The sequence below is a fragment of the Sphingomonas sp. AC411 genome, assembly GCF_979253035.1.
The window spans coordinates 89,336-106,885 of the sequence record NZ_CEEDAQ010000002.1 but is presented as its reverse complement, the minus strand read 5'-3'; the positions used below and the strand labels follow the sequence as shown (position 1 = coordinate 106,885).

13 protein-coding genes and 1 pseudogene are annotated in these 17,550 nt (G+C 64.9%); 3 read left to right on the top strand and 11 right to left on the bottom strand.

Annotation, left to right across the window (positions count from 1 at the left end; all coding sequences use genetic code 11):
• Positions 1-961: 961 nt before the first annotated feature.
• The 7 genes from AC0IX7_RS21005 to AC0IX7_RS20975 form a co-directional block, all read right to left on the bottom strand.
• Positions 962-2,995, bottom strand: a complete 2,034-nt coding sequence (locus AC0IX7_RS21005; protein WP_471814191.1) for an autotransporter outer membrane beta-barrel domain-containing protein — start codon at positions 2,993-2,995, stop codon at positions 962-964.
• A 26-nt stretch (positions 2,996-3,021) separates the two neighbouring features.
• A complete protein-coding gene (locus AC0IX7_RS21000) occupies positions 3,022-4,347 on the bottom strand; it encodes a hypothetical protein (RefSeq protein ID WP_471814189.1) in 1,326 nt (441 codons plus the stop codon).
• 68 nt (positions 4,348-4,415) lie between these two features.
• Positions 4,416-5,537 carry a hypothetical protein gene (locus AC0IX7_RS20995; protein ID WP_471814187.1) on the bottom strand — a complete coding sequence of 374 codons (1,122 nt, stop codon included), beginning with the start codon at positions 5,535-5,537 and terminating at the stop codon, positions 4,416-4,418.
• Between the two features lie 515 nt (positions 5,538-6,052).
• Complete coding sequence (locus AC0IX7_RS20990) at positions 6,053-6,181, bottom strand: hypothetical protein (protein WP_471814185.1); 129 nt, start codon at positions 6,179-6,181, stop codon at positions 6,053-6,055.
• 22 nt (positions 6,182-6,203) lie between these two features.
• Positions 6,204-7,433 carry a calcium-binding protein gene (locus tag AC0IX7_RS20985; protein ID WP_471814183.1) on the bottom strand — a complete coding sequence of 410 codons (1,230 nt, stop codon included), beginning with the start codon at positions 7,431-7,433 and terminating at the stop codon, positions 6,204-6,206.
• Positions 7,427-9,670 carry a beta strand repeat-containing protein gene (locus AC0IX7_RS20980; RefSeq protein WP_471814181.1) on the bottom strand — a complete coding sequence of 748 codons (2,244 nt, stop codon included), beginning with the start codon at positions 9,668-9,670 and terminating at the stop codon, positions 7,427-7,429. The genes AC0IX7_RS20985 and AC0IX7_RS20980 overlap by 7 nt, the downstream gene beginning before the upstream one ends.
• The gene (locus AC0IX7_RS20975; RefSeq protein ID WP_471814179.1) at positions 9,667-12,975 is read right to left on the bottom strand and encodes a M10 family metallopeptidase C-terminal domain-containing protein; all 3,309 of its coding nucleotides are present in this window, start codon (positions 12,973-12,975) and stop codon (positions 9,667-9,669) included. Before AC0IX7_RS20975 ends, AC0IX7_RS20980 begins: the two co-directional genes overlap by 4 nt.
• A gap of 698 nt (positions 12,976-13,673) precedes the next feature.
• Here AC0IX7_RS20975 and AC0IX7_RS20970 point away from each other — a divergent pair.
• Positions 13,674-13,877 carry a hypothetical protein gene (locus tag AC0IX7_RS20970; RefSeq protein ID WP_471814177.1) on the top strand — a complete coding sequence of 68 codons (204 nt, stop codon included), beginning with the start codon at positions 13,674-13,676 and terminating at the stop codon, positions 13,875-13,877.
• Here the strand turns inward: AC0IX7_RS20970 and AC0IX7_RS20965 are convergent.
• From AC0IX7_RS20965 to AC0IX7_RS20950, 4 genes and pseudogenes are all read right to left on the bottom strand, one after another.
• On the bottom strand, positions 13,864-14,103 hold the full coding sequence (locus AC0IX7_RS20965) for a lasso peptide biosynthesis protein (protein ID WP_471814176.1): 240 nt from the start codon (positions 14,101-14,103) through the stop codon (positions 13,864-13,866). The genes AC0IX7_RS20970 and AC0IX7_RS20965 overlap by 14 nt on opposite strands.
• A gap of 228 nt (positions 14,104-14,331) precedes the next feature.
• Positions 14,332-14,790, bottom strand: coding sequence for an asparagine synthase-related protein (locus tag AC0IX7_RS20960; RefSeq protein WP_471814247.1), 459 nt, complete (start codon positions 14,788-14,790; stop codon positions 14,332-14,334).
• A gap of 349 nt (positions 14,791-15,139) precedes the next feature.
• Positions 15,140-16,186: pseudogene (locus AC0IX7_RS20955) on the bottom strand (asparagine synthase-related protein); the annotation flags it as partial.
• A 59-nt stretch (positions 16,187-16,245) separates the two neighbouring features.
• The gene (locus tag AC0IX7_RS20950) at positions 16,246-16,515 is read right to left on the bottom strand and encodes a PqqD family protein (RefSeq protein WP_471814246.1); all 270 of its coding nucleotides are present in this window, start codon (positions 16,513-16,515) and stop codon (positions 16,246-16,248) included.
• A gap of 198 nt (positions 16,516-16,713) precedes the next feature.
• On the opposite strand from AC0IX7_RS20950, the gene AC0IX7_RS20945 reads away from it, so the two are divergent.
• Positions 16,714-17,340, top strand: a complete 627-nt coding sequence (locus AC0IX7_RS20945) for a hypothetical protein (protein WP_471814174.1) — start codon at positions 16,714-16,716, stop codon at positions 17,338-17,340.
• Positions 17,328-17,546 carry a hypothetical protein gene (locus tag AC0IX7_RS20940; RefSeq protein WP_471814172.1) on the top strand — a complete coding sequence of 73 codons (219 nt, stop codon included), beginning with the start codon at positions 17,328-17,330 and terminating at the stop codon, positions 17,544-17,546. The genes AC0IX7_RS20945 and AC0IX7_RS20940 overlap by 13 nt, the downstream gene beginning before the upstream one ends.
• The last annotated feature ends 4 nt before the right edge of the window (positions 17,547-17,550 follow it).

Sequence of the window (17,550 nt, the reverse complement as noted above, 5' to 3'; positions counted from 1 at the left end):
TAACTGACATAAAAAATGAATTCCCCCTGTATATACGGCTTAAGCTGTCGCGTACGTCTCTTACAATTTACTCGGCTATCTAACTGGATTCTGTACCCGAATCCTATCCGGGTTTTATCCGGATGCTAGAGCTAAAGAAAAAACCATAAGGAAGATACTGACCGCGGCGACGATGGCGTTCGAAAGCGCTGAATAGCGCTGGCTACGTCCACTGAGGCGGTTAAGCAGATTGAGAACGAAAAAGCCTTCGCATGGCTCAATGCAACGTAAATGCGGTCTTGCGGGATCGGGTATATGATGGACACCTGTTTAGGTGTTCTACCTACCTCGCACAAAAAATCCCTGTGTTGCGAAGTGCGTTTCAGACCGGTGCTGCCTGTAGCATAACCTATGGAAATTCTTGCGCATTTGTTTCGGCGAGAGTCGTTCCGAATGGACAGAGCGACATAACGGTTTATCGGGCTTGGTGTTGCACTCATCACTAACGGTAACGAACATCGTGAAAGAAGAACGTATTCGATTGGGCAAACGGGCCGCCGATCTGCGTGCGGCGGGTCTCACATTACGTCAGATATCGGCGCGTATGGGCCGGAGCGAGGGCGAGATCTCAAAGCTTGTACGTGTCGGCAGGGCTGCCGTCTTGACGAGCGGACAGCTCGAAGGCTCCGACGTTGGCGAAACCGCCAGCAATGCTGCCCTTGCTTGATGATGTTCAGGTGGCTCGGGACGAACGTTTTTTAATTGTGATGCCTGACTGCGGCCCAAGTCCATCAATTGCCGGAACAAATAAGCTGATTCAAAAATCCCATCAAAAACCGGAGCCAAGCCTAGGCGAAGCCTCGGCTTTACCGGGACGGCGCTCCTCGCCGTCCACGATCTGTCCCGCCCCCGGCGCTCGACTCGCAGCGGAGGGCATGGCTGGTCCTTCTCGCTATCCGTGGTGCTATGGGCGCCGAGCCCCTTACAGTCCCAGCGACACCATGACGCGCAATCGGTTGTCTTCGCTGGCACCGCCGATGCTGCCCGAATAGCCGGATGTGATCGTCAGCCGCTCGACCGGCTGCCAGGCTAGATCGAGCGATACGAGCGCCGCGTCGCGCGACAGCGGTGCACCCGAGACTTGGAAAGTCTGGCTGTTCCCTGCAAATCGCACCAGCGAGCTAGGCGTGATACCGCCCAGCGCATGCTGCCAGCCAAGCCGCGAGCGTGCACTAAGTCCCTCGGCGATCGGCGTCTGTCCGCGCATGCCGAGCGTGGTCAGCGTGAAGACCTCCTTGGCGTCCTGGCCGGTCAGTGCCACCGCGCTGCTCGTCTCGGCGAAGCCATCGGTGTGGACCCGGTAGAGTTCGATCCCGGCAAAGGGTTCGACAGTACCGCCGAACAACGGTGTGGGCAGCCCCGCTTCAACGAACCCGTGCAAGACGTTGCCGTCATAGTTTGACCGCGCGACTGCCGCGAAGCCTGGGAAAGCAATGCCACGCGTGACATCGGCACTCGTCCAGGCGTAGCCGGCAGCGGTGCGCAGCGTGACCGGACCAAGCGTGCCGCCCGCATAGCCAAGGACCTGCTTGGTTTCGACTTCCGCATCACTGCCGCGCGTGGCGATCGACAGGTCAGTCCGGCTGTAACCACCGGCAACGCCAAGCCGGGCGCCGTCGAGCGCCAAGTCGACGCCACCAAACGCACCCCAGCCCGAGCGGGTGGCGCGGGCGGCGTTGCGATCACCGTCGTCGGAGCCGCGCTGACCGACCATCTGTCCCCAGATCCCGCTGGCGTCGCCGGGCTCGAGCAGGCGGGTACGCGTTGCGTCCTCGCCGGTCTGAGCGCCGCGCAGCATCGTGGTGCGGACGGTCGCGTGGACTTCGCCCGCCAGGTCGTCGAACGCATCGCGCACCACCGCGTCGTCGGACGCCAGCGTGAGCGCAGCATAGGCGGTGTTACCGACACCAAGCGCGGCAAAGGCGGGCGCGACCGCAGCCTGGTTGCGGGTCGTCGCCAGCCCCGAGAGCGACGTGGCCGTGCGGGCGACGGCAACCGCGATCGCAGTGTTGCTCTGGACCAGACGGAATTCGGTGTTGCCCGTCGGGGTCTGGACCAAGGTATAGCCACCGGTGATGCCGCCATTCGCGGTCAGCAATGTGTAGCGGCTGCCGATCGCATAAGCGCCGCTGTCGCGCGTGACGTTCAGGATCGCACCGTTGGCGAGCGTCGCAGCGCCTCCGACGACGATCCGGTCAGACAGCCCGGCTGCGGTCGTTTCCGCGAGATAGGTCGAACCACTCGCTTGGGCGAAAGTGCCGGTTACCGCGAGCGTGCCGGGGCTGTTGCCCGGTGCGACCGTTCCGCCTGTCGCGACGGCAAGGCGAGCGACCGTGCCGACACCGCCGAGTGTCGCGCCATTGCCGACCGTGACGGCCGAGGGAGCGAGCCGGCAAGGATAAGGCGTCCTGCGTTGAGCACGGTAGCACCGGTGAAACCGGGCTGACTGCCGAGCGTAAGCCGCGGCGCTGCCGATCTTGATGAGCTGGCCCGTACCGGTCAGCGCGAGTGCGGCGGTGCCGTCGATGCGCTGGTCGAACACCAGCGTGCCCGCATTGGCGATACCGCCGGTCAACGTGGTTGCGGTGCCGATCAAGCTCGCGGCGCTCGCGATGGTGGTGCCGTTCGCATAGGTCGAAGGTGCGGTGAGCGTCCAGGCGCCAGTGTTGACCGCCAGCGTCTCGAAGCCCGTCGTCGCACCGAAGTTGCCGCCTGTGCCGCCCAGATGGACACGGTCGATCCCCGCGCCGCCATCGACCGTGCCCGTGATGACCGACCCGGTCAGGATGTTGAGCGTGTCGTTGCCGTCACCCATGTCGATCGCACCCGCGGTGCCACCGGTGATCGTCCCCGAATTGGTGATCGTATCGGCAAACGCACCGACGAGCGTGATCGCACGACCTGCGCCGCCACGGATCGTGCCGGCGTTGCTGATGGTCGTCCTGCCGTCGGCCACACCGCCCAAATTGGTGTCGTGATTGATCAGGATGCCGGTGCCTGCACCGAAGATCGTAGCGCCCGACGTGTTGACGATCGTGCCACCCCCATCGCGATGCCCTCAGCGCTGTTCGCGCGACCGCCGGAATCGACGCCGTTCGCGCTGAGGCCCTGGATCGTGCCGCTGTTGGTCACCGAACCGATGAAGTCGATATCGACGCCGTCGCCATCGCCATTGACCGCGACGCCGTCCCACCGGCCGGAAATCGTGCCGAAGTTCACAACCGTACCCATACCGTCGGATCCGACGCCCGATCCGTTGCGCCCGAGGATCGTACCCGCATTGTTGACCGTCACCGCGATATCGCTGGTGATGCCGTGGCGCAGGCCGGAAATCGTGCCGGTCGCCTGGTTGTTGACGATCCCTGAGCGCGCCTGCCAGTCGATGCCGTCATAGCTGTTATTGGCAGGGCCGTCAGAGAAGAGCAGCCCGGCATTGGTTACGACCGCGCCTTGGCCAGGGCGGATCGCGTCCTGGCCGAACGACTGGATGATCCCGGTGCTGGTGTTGATGATCTCGATCGACGAACCGCCGGCGACCGCGTCGAAATCGATCGCCTGGCCGCCATTGGTCGAACGGATCGTCCCCGAGTTGCGGATCGACACGTTTGCGCCACGTGGATTGCCGGCGATGCGGATCGCGTCGTTCGCGCTTTCAATAAGCGCGCCGGCCTCGTTGCTGATGTTCAGATTGAGCGAGCCGTTCGTCGACAGGTCGATCGCGCGACCATTCGCGGTGCGATTGCTCAGCGTGCCGAAGTTGGTGACGCTGTTGCCGATGAAGCCAGAGCCTGCTGCGCCCGCCACCGTAGCGGCGAGGGTGCTCGTCAGCGTTGCGCCGGTGCCGACATAATAGCCGAACGCCGCCTGCTGGCCGGTCAACGTCAGTGTGCCTCCGGTGACGTTCAGTCCGCCGGTAAACGCCTGTGCACCGATCAACAGATTGCCCGCGCCGGTCTTCGACACAGCACCGTTGCCGGTGATCGCGCCGGTATAGGTCGTATTGGTCGCCTCGTTGATCGTCAGGAGGCCCCGGGTAGTGATGCTGCTCTGAGAGAGCGTCGCGGCGTTGCCGAATAGCGTCGTTCCGCTACCGACCTCGATGCCGTTGGCATAGGCTTGCGGACCCGTCAGCGTCCAATTGCCGGTCACCGTCTGCAGCGCTTCGAAATTGATCGAGCCGGCGAAGCTGCCGCCTACGTTGAGACCGGGAAAGCCGAGGCGGATGGTATCGGTGCCGGTGCCGCCATCGACGGTACCGGTGATGACCGAGCCGCTCTGGATATTCAGGATATCGTTGCCGTCACCCATGTCGATCGCGCCCGCGGCACCGCCGATGATCGTGCCCGAATTGGTGATGGTGTCGGAGAAACCGCCGATCAGTGTGATTGCGCGGCCCGTGCCCCCTGGATCGTCCCGGCGTTGGTGAGCGTCGTCGCACTGACCGCGCTGCGACCCGCATTGGTGTCGTTGCTGGCCAGGATACCGGCGCCTGCACCGAAGATCGTCGCGCCGGCGTTGTTGAGGATTGTGCCACCGCCGATCGCGACGCCCTCGGCGCTATTGGCGCGACCGCCGGAATCGACGCCGTTCGCGCTGAGCCCCTGGATCGTACCGTTGTTGATCACCGAAGCGAGCAGGTCGATATCGACGCCGTCGCCATCGCCGTTGATCGAGACGCCGTCCCACCGGCCGGTGATCGTCCCGACGTTCACGACGGTGCCCATGCCATCGGAGCCGACCCCCGAGCCGTTGCGGCCGAGGATCGTACCGGCGTTGTTGACCGTCACCGCATTGTCCGCGGTGACGCCGTGGCGCAAGCCCGAGATCGTGCCGCCCGCCTGGTTGTTGACGATGCCCGACCCCGCCTGAAAGTCGATGCCGTCATAGCTGTTGTTGGCGACACCGTCGGACAAGATCAGTCCGGCATTGGTCACGACCGCGCGGTCGCCGGGGCGGACTGCGTCCTGGCCGAACGACCGGAGTTCGGCGCCGGCATAGTTGTTGATGATGACGGTCGGGCCGAACGTAACCGCATCGAAATCGAGCGCCTGGCCGCCATTGGTGCTGCGGATGATGCCATAATTGTCGACGCGGATCGTGCCCGATGTCGGTGCGACGTTGATCCGGAAAGCGTCGTCCTGCGATTCGATCAGGCCACCCACGGCATTGATTAGCGTAACCGTGCGGGGGTTGCTCGCGCCCGAAGCGTTGATCGCGCGACCGCCCGCGGCCGTCGTACGGATCGTTCCTGCATTGGTGATCCGCAGGCCGGTCGAACTCGTCGTCCAACTGATCGCGGGGGTCGCGCCGGGTGCCAGCGTTCCGCCGGCCTCGACCGTCAGCGTATCCGTCCCGCCGACGGTCTTTGCGGTGGTGTCGGTGGTGCCCTGGCGGACGACGATCGCCTGCTGAGCAAGCGACGCAGTGGGCACGAGGCCTGCGACGAGCGTGGCGTAAGCGAGTACGTTCAGGCTCGCGCCAGTCGATTTCGTAAGCATGTCTCTATTCCCCCGGTCGGCCTTGCTGGGCCGAACCCGGTGCTAGGCGAGGCATATGACGGATATATTACAGTCTGTAATATTTTGATATCGACGCCATGAGTACGACTGATGAACCACGCTCGAACGCTAAGGCCTCAGGAGTTCGCGCCCGTTCTCTTCAGCCGAAGCCAGTGAGGCAGATAATAATTCAGTAGGCCAATCTGGTTGTTTGCTCCGTGTATGTTGGAGCCGTGGTGGTTGGCACAGTGTCCGGTCCGTTCGACGACAGCGCAGTCTCTGGTCGAGAATAAAGCGCTTTAGCAGTACGGGGGCGGCAGCAAATGAATGGCTGCCCGCAACTAATAAGTAAATGCAGTTCCCAGTGGCGAGGCGTGGGCCACGCTTTGTTGAAAGCATTGGTTCTGAGCACCCGTGCAACTGCGTCAGACGACCAAACGGAAACACATGTTTCGACATAATAATGGCCGACGCGACGGATGTCGGGCCGGCCATTATTGTAACTGTAGAACTTATCAGGACGTGGTGAACGTACCGTCACCGGCGGTACGGGTACCAACCTCGGCTTGGCCAGCCGCGATCTTCTGGACCGCGGGGCGTACCCAGGGCTTGCGAGCGATGGCAGTCTTGGTGGTCTTGGTCATGGTTGATCTCCCTTGGTGATGCTTACAGGATGACGGAAGGCGGTGTCAGGTCGCCTACGGGGGCAAGATGCAGAACGAGGTCGCTGCCGGCCTGATAGCCGGCGACGCCATCGGTGTTGACGACCATAAAGGTCTCGCCTGCATGATTACCCGACGTTGCGGTGAACGTCACGGCCGCATTACCGCCGATATTACCGAAAGCCGCGGCAAGATCGTCGTTGAAGGTGGCATCGTCCAGCCGGCCGTTCTGGCCCGCCGTGGCAGTGCCGTAGGACTGGCCGTTGACCTGGATCACGTCGGTGCCCTGCGTGAAGCCGAACAGCGTATCGTAGTTCAGGATCGCGGCCCCGCCATTGCCGACAGTCACGTTCGATTCCGCTGCAGAATTGAACACGAAGGTGTCCGTACCTGCTCCGCCCGAAATCTTGTCGCGACCCAGACCGCCGAACAGCGTGTCGTCACCGGCACCACCGAAGATCGTGTCGTTGCCCGACCCTGCGAGAATGCGCAGATTACCGTTCGTCTCCTGGCTGCCATCGATGACGAGATCGGCCATGACCGAACCCGCCTGCCCCTGGAAGTTGGTCACCGCGGTGATCGTCTTGGTCGCACCGGCTGCTACCCAGCTGTCCTCGACAAACAGCGTCCCATAGGTGTTCGTGCCGTTCGGCCCGCGCAGCAGGGCCACCACTTCGACATCGGCATTGTCGGCACGCAGCGACAGGTTGCCGGCAAAGCCGTCAAGCCCGAGCTGGTCGACCCCGGTGCCACCCACGACCACGTCGTTCGAACCGAACCCGCCCGGTCCGAAGAAGAACGCGTCGTTGCCCGCACCGCCCGTTAGCGTGTCGGTGCCGAGGCCTCCGAACATCAGGAACGAGCCGTCCGTCTCTGCCGAACCGTTGAAGGTCAGGCTGTCGCCACTGCCCAGATTGCCACCGAACACGGTGAACACCTGGCCAGCCGCCACTGTCGCATCGGCGCTGGTGATGTCGTAGCGGCCATCCGCCAGCACTGCCAGAACCTCGACATTGCTGAGCGTGCCCGCGTCCAGCACCAGCCGGTTCGCGCCGGTATAATCGCCCTTGAGACCGATCTGGTCGGTACCGGCCCCGCCGTCGATCCGGTCTGCAGCGATCAGTGCGCCACCTGCCAGGATCGCGTCGTTCCCCGCCCCCGTTGCCAGCGCCACCGCGCCCGTCTTCTGCGACAGGTCGAACAGGTCGTTGCCACCCCCGCCGAGTGTCAGCACCACGCCGTCGACAAAGCGGAAGCGCTCGACATTGGTGAAGGTGTTGCTTTCGATCGCGCCGTTATGGACGATGGTTGCCGATCCTGCGCCTGTCTGGGTGACGGTGTAATCGGCGTATTTTCCAGCAACATGCCCGTGTCGATGCCGTCGCCGCCATCGATCGTGTTGGCGCCCAGATTGCCGATGAGCATGTCGTCGCCGGCACCACCGGAGATCGTGTCGTTGCCGGCACCGCCGTCGACTGCGTCGTTGCTGGCACCTGCGTCGATGACGTTGGCCCCTGCATCACCGGTGATGACGTCGCTGAACGCCGACCCGGTGACGTTCTCGATGCCGACGAGCGTGTCGGTGCCTTCGCCCGTGCCCTGCGCGCCGCTGACAGTAAGGTTTACGCGTACCCCGGAAGTCGCTTCGCTGTAGCTGGCCGTATCGATCCCGGCACCACCGATCAGGGTGTCGTTGCCCGCACCGCCGCGCAGGATATCGTTGCCGTTGCCACCATCGAGCGTGTCGTTCCCGGCCAGGCCGATCAGGGTGTCGTTCCCGTCACCGCCGTTGAGGACGTCGTTGCCGGTCGCGCCGGTGATGGTTTCATCGGCGGAGAAGCCCGAAAGGGTCAGGTCCCCGATAAAACCATCGAAGTTGAAGGCAGAGAACCCGCCCGTATAGCCATTGCCGATCGCGAAGATGGTCACGAAGCCGTTGACGGTGCCCGACGCCCCGTCGCGATCCACCTGCAGAAGCAGGTCCCCGCCGAGCTGAACAAGTCGCAGATGGCCGCTGGCGAAGGCATTGCTGTTGGCCGTGTAGTTGGTCAGCCCGCGGTTGAGGAAATCCGTCATCTCGAACTTATCGCCAGCGCTGCCGCCCTGGAAATCGGCTACGCGGTTGGTCCGCGCCGTGGTTGCCACGTCCGCCGATGCTCCTGCCGTGGCGCCGACGCCGAACTGGATGATATCAGCGCCGGCCCCCAACGTAAGCTGGTAGTTGTTGACGCTGGATGCCCCGCGCATGCTGATGCTGACGATGTCGGCACCGGCACCGGCGTTGACCGTGGCGCTGGCAACGCCGGTCAGGACGATGCGGTCGTTGCCCGCACCGCCATCGACGGTCACGACATCGACGTTCCGATCGTTCGAGGTCGCGCCCAGCGCGAGATAGGTCGTGCCCGAAAGGCCTGCCGTGTTCGTCGCCAGCGCGGTCGATAGCGTACCGCCGCGCAGTTCGATGAAGTCGTCACCGTCACCACCGTCCATGTTGATGTTGGTCGCGGCGGTCGCGGTGACGGCGGTGGTCGTGTTTGCACGCGTCACCAGGATGCTGTCGTTGCCGCCATAGCCGAACAGCGAGTCCGTCTGGCTGAGCGCCGCCGTGGTGGTGGCGACCGCATTGTCGGTGATCAGGTTGAAGTCGTCATTGCCGCGCAACGTATCGCCGAAGCCCGAGCCGGTCAGATATTCGATGCCGTTCAGCGTGTCGATGCCCTCGCCGCCGGTGTCCTGCGCCACGCCCTGGATCCGCAGGTCGACGTTCACGGCCGCCGTCGCGTTCACGTAGGTCGCGGTATCCAGCCCTTCGCCGCCGATCAGCGTATCGTTGCCGAGACCGCCCGACAGCGTGTCGTTGCCGTACCAGCCGTCGAGCACGTCGTCGCCGGCATTGCCCACCAGCGTGTCGAGCGTACCGCCGCCCCGCACGACGTCGTTGCCGAGACCGCCGCGGAAGACGACGCGTTCGACGCTTGTGAAGGAGCCTGCAGCGACTCCGTCGATCGTGATCGCGCTATCGCCCGCGAGGTTGCCGAGGTCGAAGCTGACCCCGCCTGCGCGATCCGTGTAATAGGCGTAGGCCAGATCGGTGCCGTCGCCGCCGTCGAACGTGTCGTTCCCACCGTCGTTGGTGTAAACTGCGGTCAGCCCGGCCGCGGTCCCGTTGGCGATGCCGCCCACCATGACGTCGTCGCCGTCGCCCCCGCGCAGGATGTCGTTACCCATGCCGCCGACGAGGGTGTCGTTGCCGGCACCACCTTCGAGGACGTCGTCGCCGTCTGCGGTCGTTGCGCTTGTGTTGAACGTGTTGACGTAGTCGCCGAACATGACGTCGTTGCCGGTACCACCGATCAGCGTGTCGGCGAGACCGCCGCCGATGACGAAGTCGGCAAGCGTGCCGCCGACCAACCGGTTTGCCGTGGTATTGCCGCCGACAAGGGTGTTGGCGAAGTTCGTCGCACCGATCACGTTCTCGACATTGGTGATCGTGTCGCTGCCCCGGATACGCCGACCGTCTGGGCGGTGGTCGTGTTGAGGTTGACGGTAACCGACGAGGTGGAACCGGAATAGTCGACCGTGTCCGCCCCTGCCGCACCGTCGTAAATGTCGTTGCCGCCGCCGTCGAACAGGATGTTGTTGCCGGCATCGCCGGTAACGCTGTCGGCACCCGAACCAGTCCGGACATTCTCGAAGCCGAGAACGGTGTCGTTGCCCAGGCCCTGCGCCGTCAGGGCAGTGAGGTTGACGGTGACCCCGGTCGTGTCCGTGAAGAGCAGCGTGTCGACACCTGCGCCACCGTCAAGGACGTCGTCACCAAGGCCGCCTTCGAGGACGTTGGCATTGTCGTCACCGATCAGGATGTCGTTGCCGGCCCCGCCCGTCAGGTTCTCGATGCCGCGCAACGTGGCGATCGCCGCACCGGCGATATTGGCGGTCCCGTCGTTCGCACCGTTCAGTCGTGCCGTGATGCCAGCGGTATAGCCTGCGAACGAGGCCGTATCCGACCCGGTGCCGCCATCCAGCAGGTCCACGGTGCCGCCCGCGTTTCCGCCCGTAGCGAGCGTGTCGTCGCCTGCGCCACCCGAAACGGTGTTTGCCGTGGCGTCGCCACTCAGGGTGTCGTTGAAGGCAGAGCCCAGCAGGTTCTCGAACCCGGTGAGCGTGTCTGTGCCCGCGGTAGCCGTGTTCTGCGCGGCACCCTGTAGAGCAAGACTTACCGTCACGCCGGCTGCGGAACCGGCATAAGACGCGGTGTCATCGCCCGCGCCCGCACTCAGCGTGTCGTTGCCCAAGCCGCCTTCAATAACGTTAGCGTTCGCGTCGCCGGTCAGGGTGTCGTTATACTGCGAACCGATCAGATTCTCGATGCCGGTCAGGGTATCGGTGCCCGCCGCGACCGTATTCTGCGCGGTGCCCTGGATGGTCAGGTCGATTGTCACGCCCGTCGTGGAGCCACCGCTGAACGCAGTCGCAAACGACGCGGTGTCGTTGCCGGTGCCACCGTTCAGGATGTCGTTGCCGATCGTTCCCTGCAGGAAGTCATTGCCCTCACCACCGTCCATCACAACGCTGCTGGTGTTGGTGGCGGTAACTGTGCTGGTTACGACGGCCGCGTTCTGGAGCGACACGTTCAGCTGATAGCTCTGCCCGGCCACCAATGGCTGTGCCACGCTTCCGGTCGCACCCGTGTAGCGGCCGACGCGGATGTAATAGGTGCCCGCGGTGGCGAAGGTATAGGTGATGTAGGCATCGTCGTTGATCGTCGTGCCGACGTCGCCCGGGCCGGTGTCGTTGCTGCTCAGCACGGTGCCAGCGCTGTTAACCAGCTCGAGGATGCTGTCGTCGAGCGTACCGGTCCCGTCGATGTCGAAGATCGCCTGCGACCCCGCGACCGTCACGTCGATCCGGTAATATTCCAGCGCGCCGCCGGCCGCCACGGCGTTAATCGTCGCATGCGGGATACTGGTCGCGCTCGTGATATTCGCAGCGGCGTCGACGTCATAGGCGCCGGCAATGCTCACCGCCGTCGCGATGCTGCCGTTGTTGGTCGTCTGCGGCTTGGCGATATCCGGCTGTGAGGGGGCCGAGACAGTCGTGATGGTGGTGAAGCCGCCGCCGATCAGGCGATCGTCGCCCGCGCCGCCCGACAGGGTGTCGGCACCGCCGGCACCGCCGCTCAGCGTATTGTTCTGGCTGTTGCCGACCAGGACGTCGTTGGCGATGGTGCCCTGGATGTTCTCGATGCTGCGCAGCGTGTCGGTCTCGCCGTCGTGGCTAACGATCACGTCCGCGCCGGTGTCGTTCAGCGTGACGTTCACGCCCGTGACGCCGGTGAAGATCACCGTGTCGCTGCCGGCACCGCCGTCGAGCACGTTGTTGGCGACGTTGCCGACGAAGATGTCGTTCCCTGCGCCACCCGTGGCGTTCTCGATCAGCGACCGCGTGTCGTTGTTGTAGAGAAGCGACATGGCGATGTTGCCTGGCGCCAGCGACGTCAGGCCCTGATAGGCCAGGTTGTTCGCAAGCTGCGACTGGTCGAACGTCGAGAACTCGCCCGGCCGCAGGTCGATCGTGATGCCGTTGGAATAGTTGCTGGCGTCGATCGTGTCGTTGCCGCCGCCATCCCAGACGGTGAGGAAGATCTTGTTGCCCGACGGTGCGCCCTGGCCGACGCCGTTGATGAACATCTCGCCGGTCGTCTGGCTGAAGGTGTAGACGCTATCGCCGGCATTGGTGGTGTAGTTGGCGCCGTACATGTACTGAAGCGCGGCCAGATCATACTGCATGTAGGTCTGCGGCTGGTTGATCTTCTCGCCGGCGAAGTTGCTGTTGGTGAACGGCGCCGGCGTATAGGTCATCAGCGACCAGGCTTGGCCGTCGCGATCCGGGGTCAGCGACTGGGTACCATAGCGCGGTGCATCGCCGAAGTAGAAGGACAGGTCGCTGTTGGTGTAATCCTGATGCCCGTGCTTCAGCCCCATGGTGTGGCCGATCTCGTGCATCATGGTGGCGTAGCCCCAGGTGCCCTTGAAGGCGAGATCGTAATAGGGCTGGCTGGTACGGCCGAACCAGATGTCGCCCGAGAGTCCGCGGGTGTCGGACGGGAAGTTGCCATAGGCGGACCCCACGTCCTGATCGCCGCTCTGCGAGATGCGGATGTTGGCGTGGACGGTGTCGGTGTCGGTGATTTCGGTGAATGTCAGGCCGGTTGCGGCCGAGAGCTGGGCGAAGGACGCGCGCGCCGCTGCCTGCTGCTGCGTGCCTAGGTCTACGTGGTAGAGGCTGACGCCGTTGGTGTCGTAGCCGCTGCCGTTATAGTTCGAGCCGGACGTCGGGAAACTGTAGGTGAGGTTCAGCGTGCCCCATTTGGCGCCGATCAGGGTCGCGTCGATGTTGCGGTTGCCGGTGAACGAGCGGCTTCCGTCCGGATTGGTGACCAGCGGCAGCAGCTCGCCGATGTTGTTGCCTTCGGGGTTGGCGTCGATCGGGTTGACGCCCTTGACGCCCCCATCCGCCTCGCGAAAACCTTGGCACGCGGCGCAACCGCAGCCTGCGACGACCGTCATATGATCGATTTCCGCGAGCGGATCCCAGGAGCCCGGCCCCATGTCGCCCGGTGCACGATCGATGCCCGCCACGCCCGTTGGGGAGCCAGCCAGGAAATTCTCGGCCGGTACGGAGTCGATCTCTGCCAGCGGTTCCCGAATGCCGATTACCACGTCGTTAACCACGCCATCGGTGGGTGCAATACCGCTCAGGTTGGAAATGTTCATCGAGACTCCCCTTTTGTGACACGATCGCATCGTTCATGCTGTGCAATGCGCACTTAGGCAGGCAGATTCGTTCGTAATCAGCTCTAATTATTTCAATCCTGTCATTGTATGTTCATGTTGGTCAAGCGCAAGATCGTCGAGTTCGTACGAAAGGCGCAGAAAGTTTTTTGATAGCGCTGCGGCAGGAGGCAAGTTGAGGAACCCGTTGCAGATAAAGGCTAAATCGCTGTTGAATTTTGGCCACCCTCGCCCTCTTGGAGCGTGCACGGCGTCCCCTTTTCTCGCTCCGAACAGCCGTGACTCGAGGTCGCGGTTCGCGTATCGAAAGCCCCTCCGGCCGATAGGAAAACGCGATGCTCCGCATGTTGCTACCTCTCTGCGCGGCACTCGCCACCTGCACGCCTTCACCTCAGGATGCCGCCATGCGCAGTCCCAGTCCGGTCCCCGGAACCACCGCCCAAGGTTCAAGCGAGGCTTCGAGTAAGGTCTTGAGTAAGGCAGGGCCCGACAGCCGTGACGTGGCCGCCTCGAACGCGGTCGGCCAGGCCGCGGGTCATGGCGGACACGCCGCCCAGGGACCGATCCCGGATCGGTGTCCGCGGGGAGAACCCTGCCCCTGCCCCCGGTCCCGCCGCTCCCCCGCCCCTTCCCCGACCCTGCCGGTGGACTCGCCCATCGAGGCGCTGGGACGCCGCATCTTGTCCACGGCATTCGTCAGGGTGGGGCCCGACGGGCATCTGACGGTGGAGCTCCGCAGCGGACGCGTGCTGGTTCTTCACGACGTTGTCATGCGCGCCCGGAAATATTGCGGCGTGCAAGTGATCGACGGCCTGCCCGGTGCGCAATATTGCGGAGGATACGCGGATGTCGCGGTAGCCCGGCCCGGCGTCACGCCCGCGTAAAAGACACCGTAGACGGCGACCTCAACATCGCGGTTTCAACTATGGCGACGTCGGAGGCGACGTCAGGTGGGGGGAACACCGCCAAGAGGCCGTAGCGTTCCGTCTCCTCGCAACCGATCACGTCGACGTCGCCCGAGCGGACCCAGACATGCGCGATCAATAGCCCCTTCTCGTCACGGGCGGCGCCGTGATGCAGCGCTGCGGTCAATCCGCGCCGTCGCAACATCAGCTGAGCAGCCAGACCCTGCTGGAAGCACTACAGCCCGCCACGGCACGCGACGCCCCCAACCGGCAACCGCCCGGGCGATCGCGCGTGCCTGGGTCTGCGTGGCTGGGGGGCCCGACGTCCGACCCGCGGCCAGCGCGGCCACGCGCCGAAACGACAGGACCGCGATCAGGAGCGATGCGAGCCCCAGCATGGCCAAGGCCTCGGTTAACAGGAGCAGACGGCGGATCAATTGCTGCGCGCCGCCCGGCGCAGGAAATGCCCGGCCGCGGTTCCGCGCAGCAGCATTGACCGATAACGATCGGTGATCGCCAGCTGGTTCCAGCGCGGGTCGTCCGCTGGAAAGTCCGGCCAGTCGCGGATCAGCGTGCGCAACCGCTCTACGTCGAGCACCGCCCCCGCCGGCCGGCAGCGCTCTATGCCGTCCAACTCCGCGGCAAGCTCGCCGAGCGCGGCGGTTGCGCCGATGTGCCAATCCGCCGCCTGATAGCCGCGCCGCTGCTCGCCGATGAGTTCGGGCGGCAGCCGGTCCGCAAAGGCACGCCGCGCCAGCGACCGGGGCTTTCCCTCCAGAATATATTGCTCGTCCGGCACGCTCAGCGCCCATTCGATCAGCCGCCGGTCTGCGGTGGGATCGCGCAGGTCGATGCCCCACCCCGCAAGCGTGCCCTTGTTGTAGGATCCCATGTCCAACACGATCGAGGCCCCATAGCCGCATCGCGCGACCGTCGCGCCAGGGGCGGTAGGACAGGTCGGTGCCGCTCGCTGCGGCGCGCCTGTCCAGGTCGGCGATCGCGCCCTGGCGCAGCGCGCTATAACCATCGAGCGCCAGCGAGTGGCCGAAGCGATCGACCAGCCAGGTCCAGACGGCAGGCGGCACGAACGGCCCTAGCGTCGCCGCGCCGATCCGTCTCCGCCGCCAGCCTTGCGCGCGCAGTTGGCGCGCCAGCGTGGCCAGCGCGCCAAGCTGTCCGGTGCCGAATAGCTGGGCCAGATGCGGGACGCCGTCGTGGCTCAGCGTAAAATTGCCAAGCTGCCCGGTGAGTAGGACGCTCACGCCGCGCGCCCGCGCGGCGTCGTTAATCGCCTCGCCCCACACCGCATTCCACGGGTTCATGACCGGTCGCTGGTAAAGATCGAAATGCCGGTCCAGCAGCGGCAGCGGCGAGCGCCCGTCACCCTGAACGGGGACATGCGTGATGTTGGCGTGAAGTGCCGCGACACGTGCCGCGATCGGCCCCTCGTCGCCGATCGTTCCGCGGAGCACGGGCGCGCTGGCGCCCGGTACCGCGGTAAACGCGTGGAGAGGCTCGGGCGTCAGCAACCGCGCTGCCGTGGTGGCAACGCTGGCGCTGTCCAGGCCGGCGGACAAATGCGACCCCACCGCCCCCTGTATCCGGCGCAGCCTGACGGCGACGGCACGATCCAGTTCGGCGCGTAACCCTTCCGCATAGTCATCGGGCTTGAGGCGCAGGATCGTGCGCGTCGGGGTCCACAGCCGGGTTTCGACAAAGCCATCCGCATCGATCGCGACCGCGTGACCGGGGCGTACCCGCGCGATGCCGGCAAAGAAGCTTTCCTCGCCTTCGGGCAGTATCGCCAAGAAGTCGGCCGTGGCGGTTTCGCTCGGCGCATAGGGGATGTCGGGGTGAGCGTGCAGGCCGCGCGGCATCGAGGACGCGGCGACGAAGCCGTCGCCGCGGTGGTAGAAGAGCGGTCGTTCGCCCATCGGATCCCGCGCCAGGGTCAGCACGGACCGGCGCGCATCCCACAGCATGACGGCAAAGGCCCCGACGACGCGGGCAAGGCCTGCAATGCCCCATTGCTCGATAACCGCCATCAACAGCTGCGGCTCGGCCGTGCGGGCGAGATCGACGGACAGGCCGAGCGCGCTCGCGATTTCGTCGCGGTTGTCGATCCGCGCATCCGCGACGAGCAGCAGCGTGCCGTCGCCGCCCAAGATCGGTCCCCGGTCGAAGTCGTCTTCGGGCACGAGAGGGTAGAGCCGTCGCCCGAGCGTCGCGGCGTCCAGCGTACGGCGGATCGCCGGCTCCGGCCCGAACGCTGCCTGGGCGTCGAGCATTCGCCCGACCGCCGTTTCCGTCGCCTCGCCACGCCGGCTCCACAGGCCGGCGAGCGCCGTCATGCGGGCGTCAAGCTGACAAGCTGCTCGGCCTCTAACGATCGAAGCAGGTCCTGGAGGTCGACGCGACACTCCGCCTCGTCGACTGCGTGCTCTGCGAGAAGGTCGGCGACCAGTCCGTCGACCGTGCGAGGCTGTTCCAGCAGCTGCCATATGCGCGTCGCGGTCGCGTTGAAGCCGTAGCAGGTCCCCCGTTCGACATGCAGGCCGACCAGTTCGCCGGCCGCATCGGCCTCGATCATCCCGGGTTGCCGGGATACCAGCGTCATTCCGTCCACCTGTCTCTCCGTTTGCGCGTTCTCGCCCTTGGCGGGGCATGGAGCGGGCGATAAGCCGGGCGCATGTCACCCCGTTCTTCGCCACCCTCTTCGTCGTGTTATCGGGCGTTCGGCCTCCGGTTGCAATCTGCGCTACCGCTTCCTGAACTTCACCCGGACGATGTCGCGTGCGGGGCCGTAGACGGATCCTTGGACGTCGATGTCAGGCTGGCCCCCGCCTCGCCTCCCGACGCCCCCGAAATCCTGCCTGCCGTCCGCGTCGACGCCAATCACTTCTGGATGGACGTTCCCCGCGTCGGTCGCTTCCTGGTCCGCAACGGGCGCGAGATGATCGTAGAGCCGTGTCCAGGTGCACCGGACGGCGACGTGCGCGCCTATCTGCTCGGGTCGGCAATGGGCGCACTTCTCCAGCAGCGCGGGCTGCTACCGCTTCATGCGTCGGCGGTGGCAGTGGACGGGCGTGCCGTCGCCTTCATCGCACCGGCAGGCAGCGGCAAGTCGACGATCGCGATGCACCTCCAGCATCGCGGGCACCGCGTGATTTGTGACGACATCTGCGCGGTGGAGGTCGCCGACGGGGTCGCGCGGCTGAGGCCTGGCCTGCGCAATCTCAAGCTGTGGCGCGCGTCGCTCGGCGCGATCGCGCGAACCCCGACGGGTTGGAACCGGTCCTCGCCGACATGGACAAGTACCGTGTTCCCGTCGATGCGCCCGCCGAGGATCGTGTCTTCGATCTCGCTGCGGTGGTGTTGCTCGGCTGGGGCGAGGAACCGGCGATCGCGCCCTTGCCTGGTGCTGAAGCGGTGGGCGCACTGATCGCCAATACCTTCCGTGGGCAGTTCGTGACACCGATGGGGCGTCAAGCGGCACACTGGCGGCAGTGTCTCGATCTTTTCAACGCTGTAGGGGTTCACCGCCTCGTTCGCCCCCGCGTGCTCGATCGGCTCGCCGAGGCGTCCGATCTTGTGGAACGGCTATCCCGCGATATGCCGCGACGAGGGCATGTCTATTCGTCGACCTGAAAAC

What these genes read in the sequence shown, in the direction of transcription:
- AC0IX7_RS20990 (WP_471814185.1), bottom strand. Translation starts at nt 6,181, where the DNA reads ATGACCAAGACCACCAAGACTGCCATCGCTCGCAAGCCCTGGGTACGC.
- AC0IX7_RS21000 (WP_471814189.1), bottom strand. Translation starts at nt 4,347, where the DNA reads ATGGGTGACGGCAACGATATCCTGAATATCCAGAGCGGCTCGGTCATC.
- AC0IX7_RS20965 (WP_471814176.1), bottom strand. Translation starts at nt 14,103, where the DNA reads ATGTTGCGACGGCGCGGATTGACCGCAGCGCTGCATCACGGCGCCGCC.
- AC0IX7_RS20975 (WP_471814179.1), bottom strand. Translation starts at nt 12,975, where the DNA reads ATGAACATTTCCAACCTGAGCGGTATTGCACCCACCGATGGCGTGGTT.
- AC0IX7_RS20960 (WP_471814247.1), bottom strand. Translation starts at nt 14,790, where the DNA reads ATGGGATCCTACAACAAGGGCACGCTTGCGGGGTGGGGCATCGACCTG.
- AC0IX7_RS20995 (WP_471814187.1), bottom strand. Translation starts at nt 5,537, where the DNA reads ATGCTTACGAAATCGACTGGCGCGAGCCTGAACGTACTCGCTTACGCC.
- AC0IX7_RS20950 (WP_471814246.1), bottom strand. Translation starts at nt 16,515, where the DNA reads ATGACGCTGGTATCCCGGCAACCCGGGATGATCGAGGCCGATGCGGCC.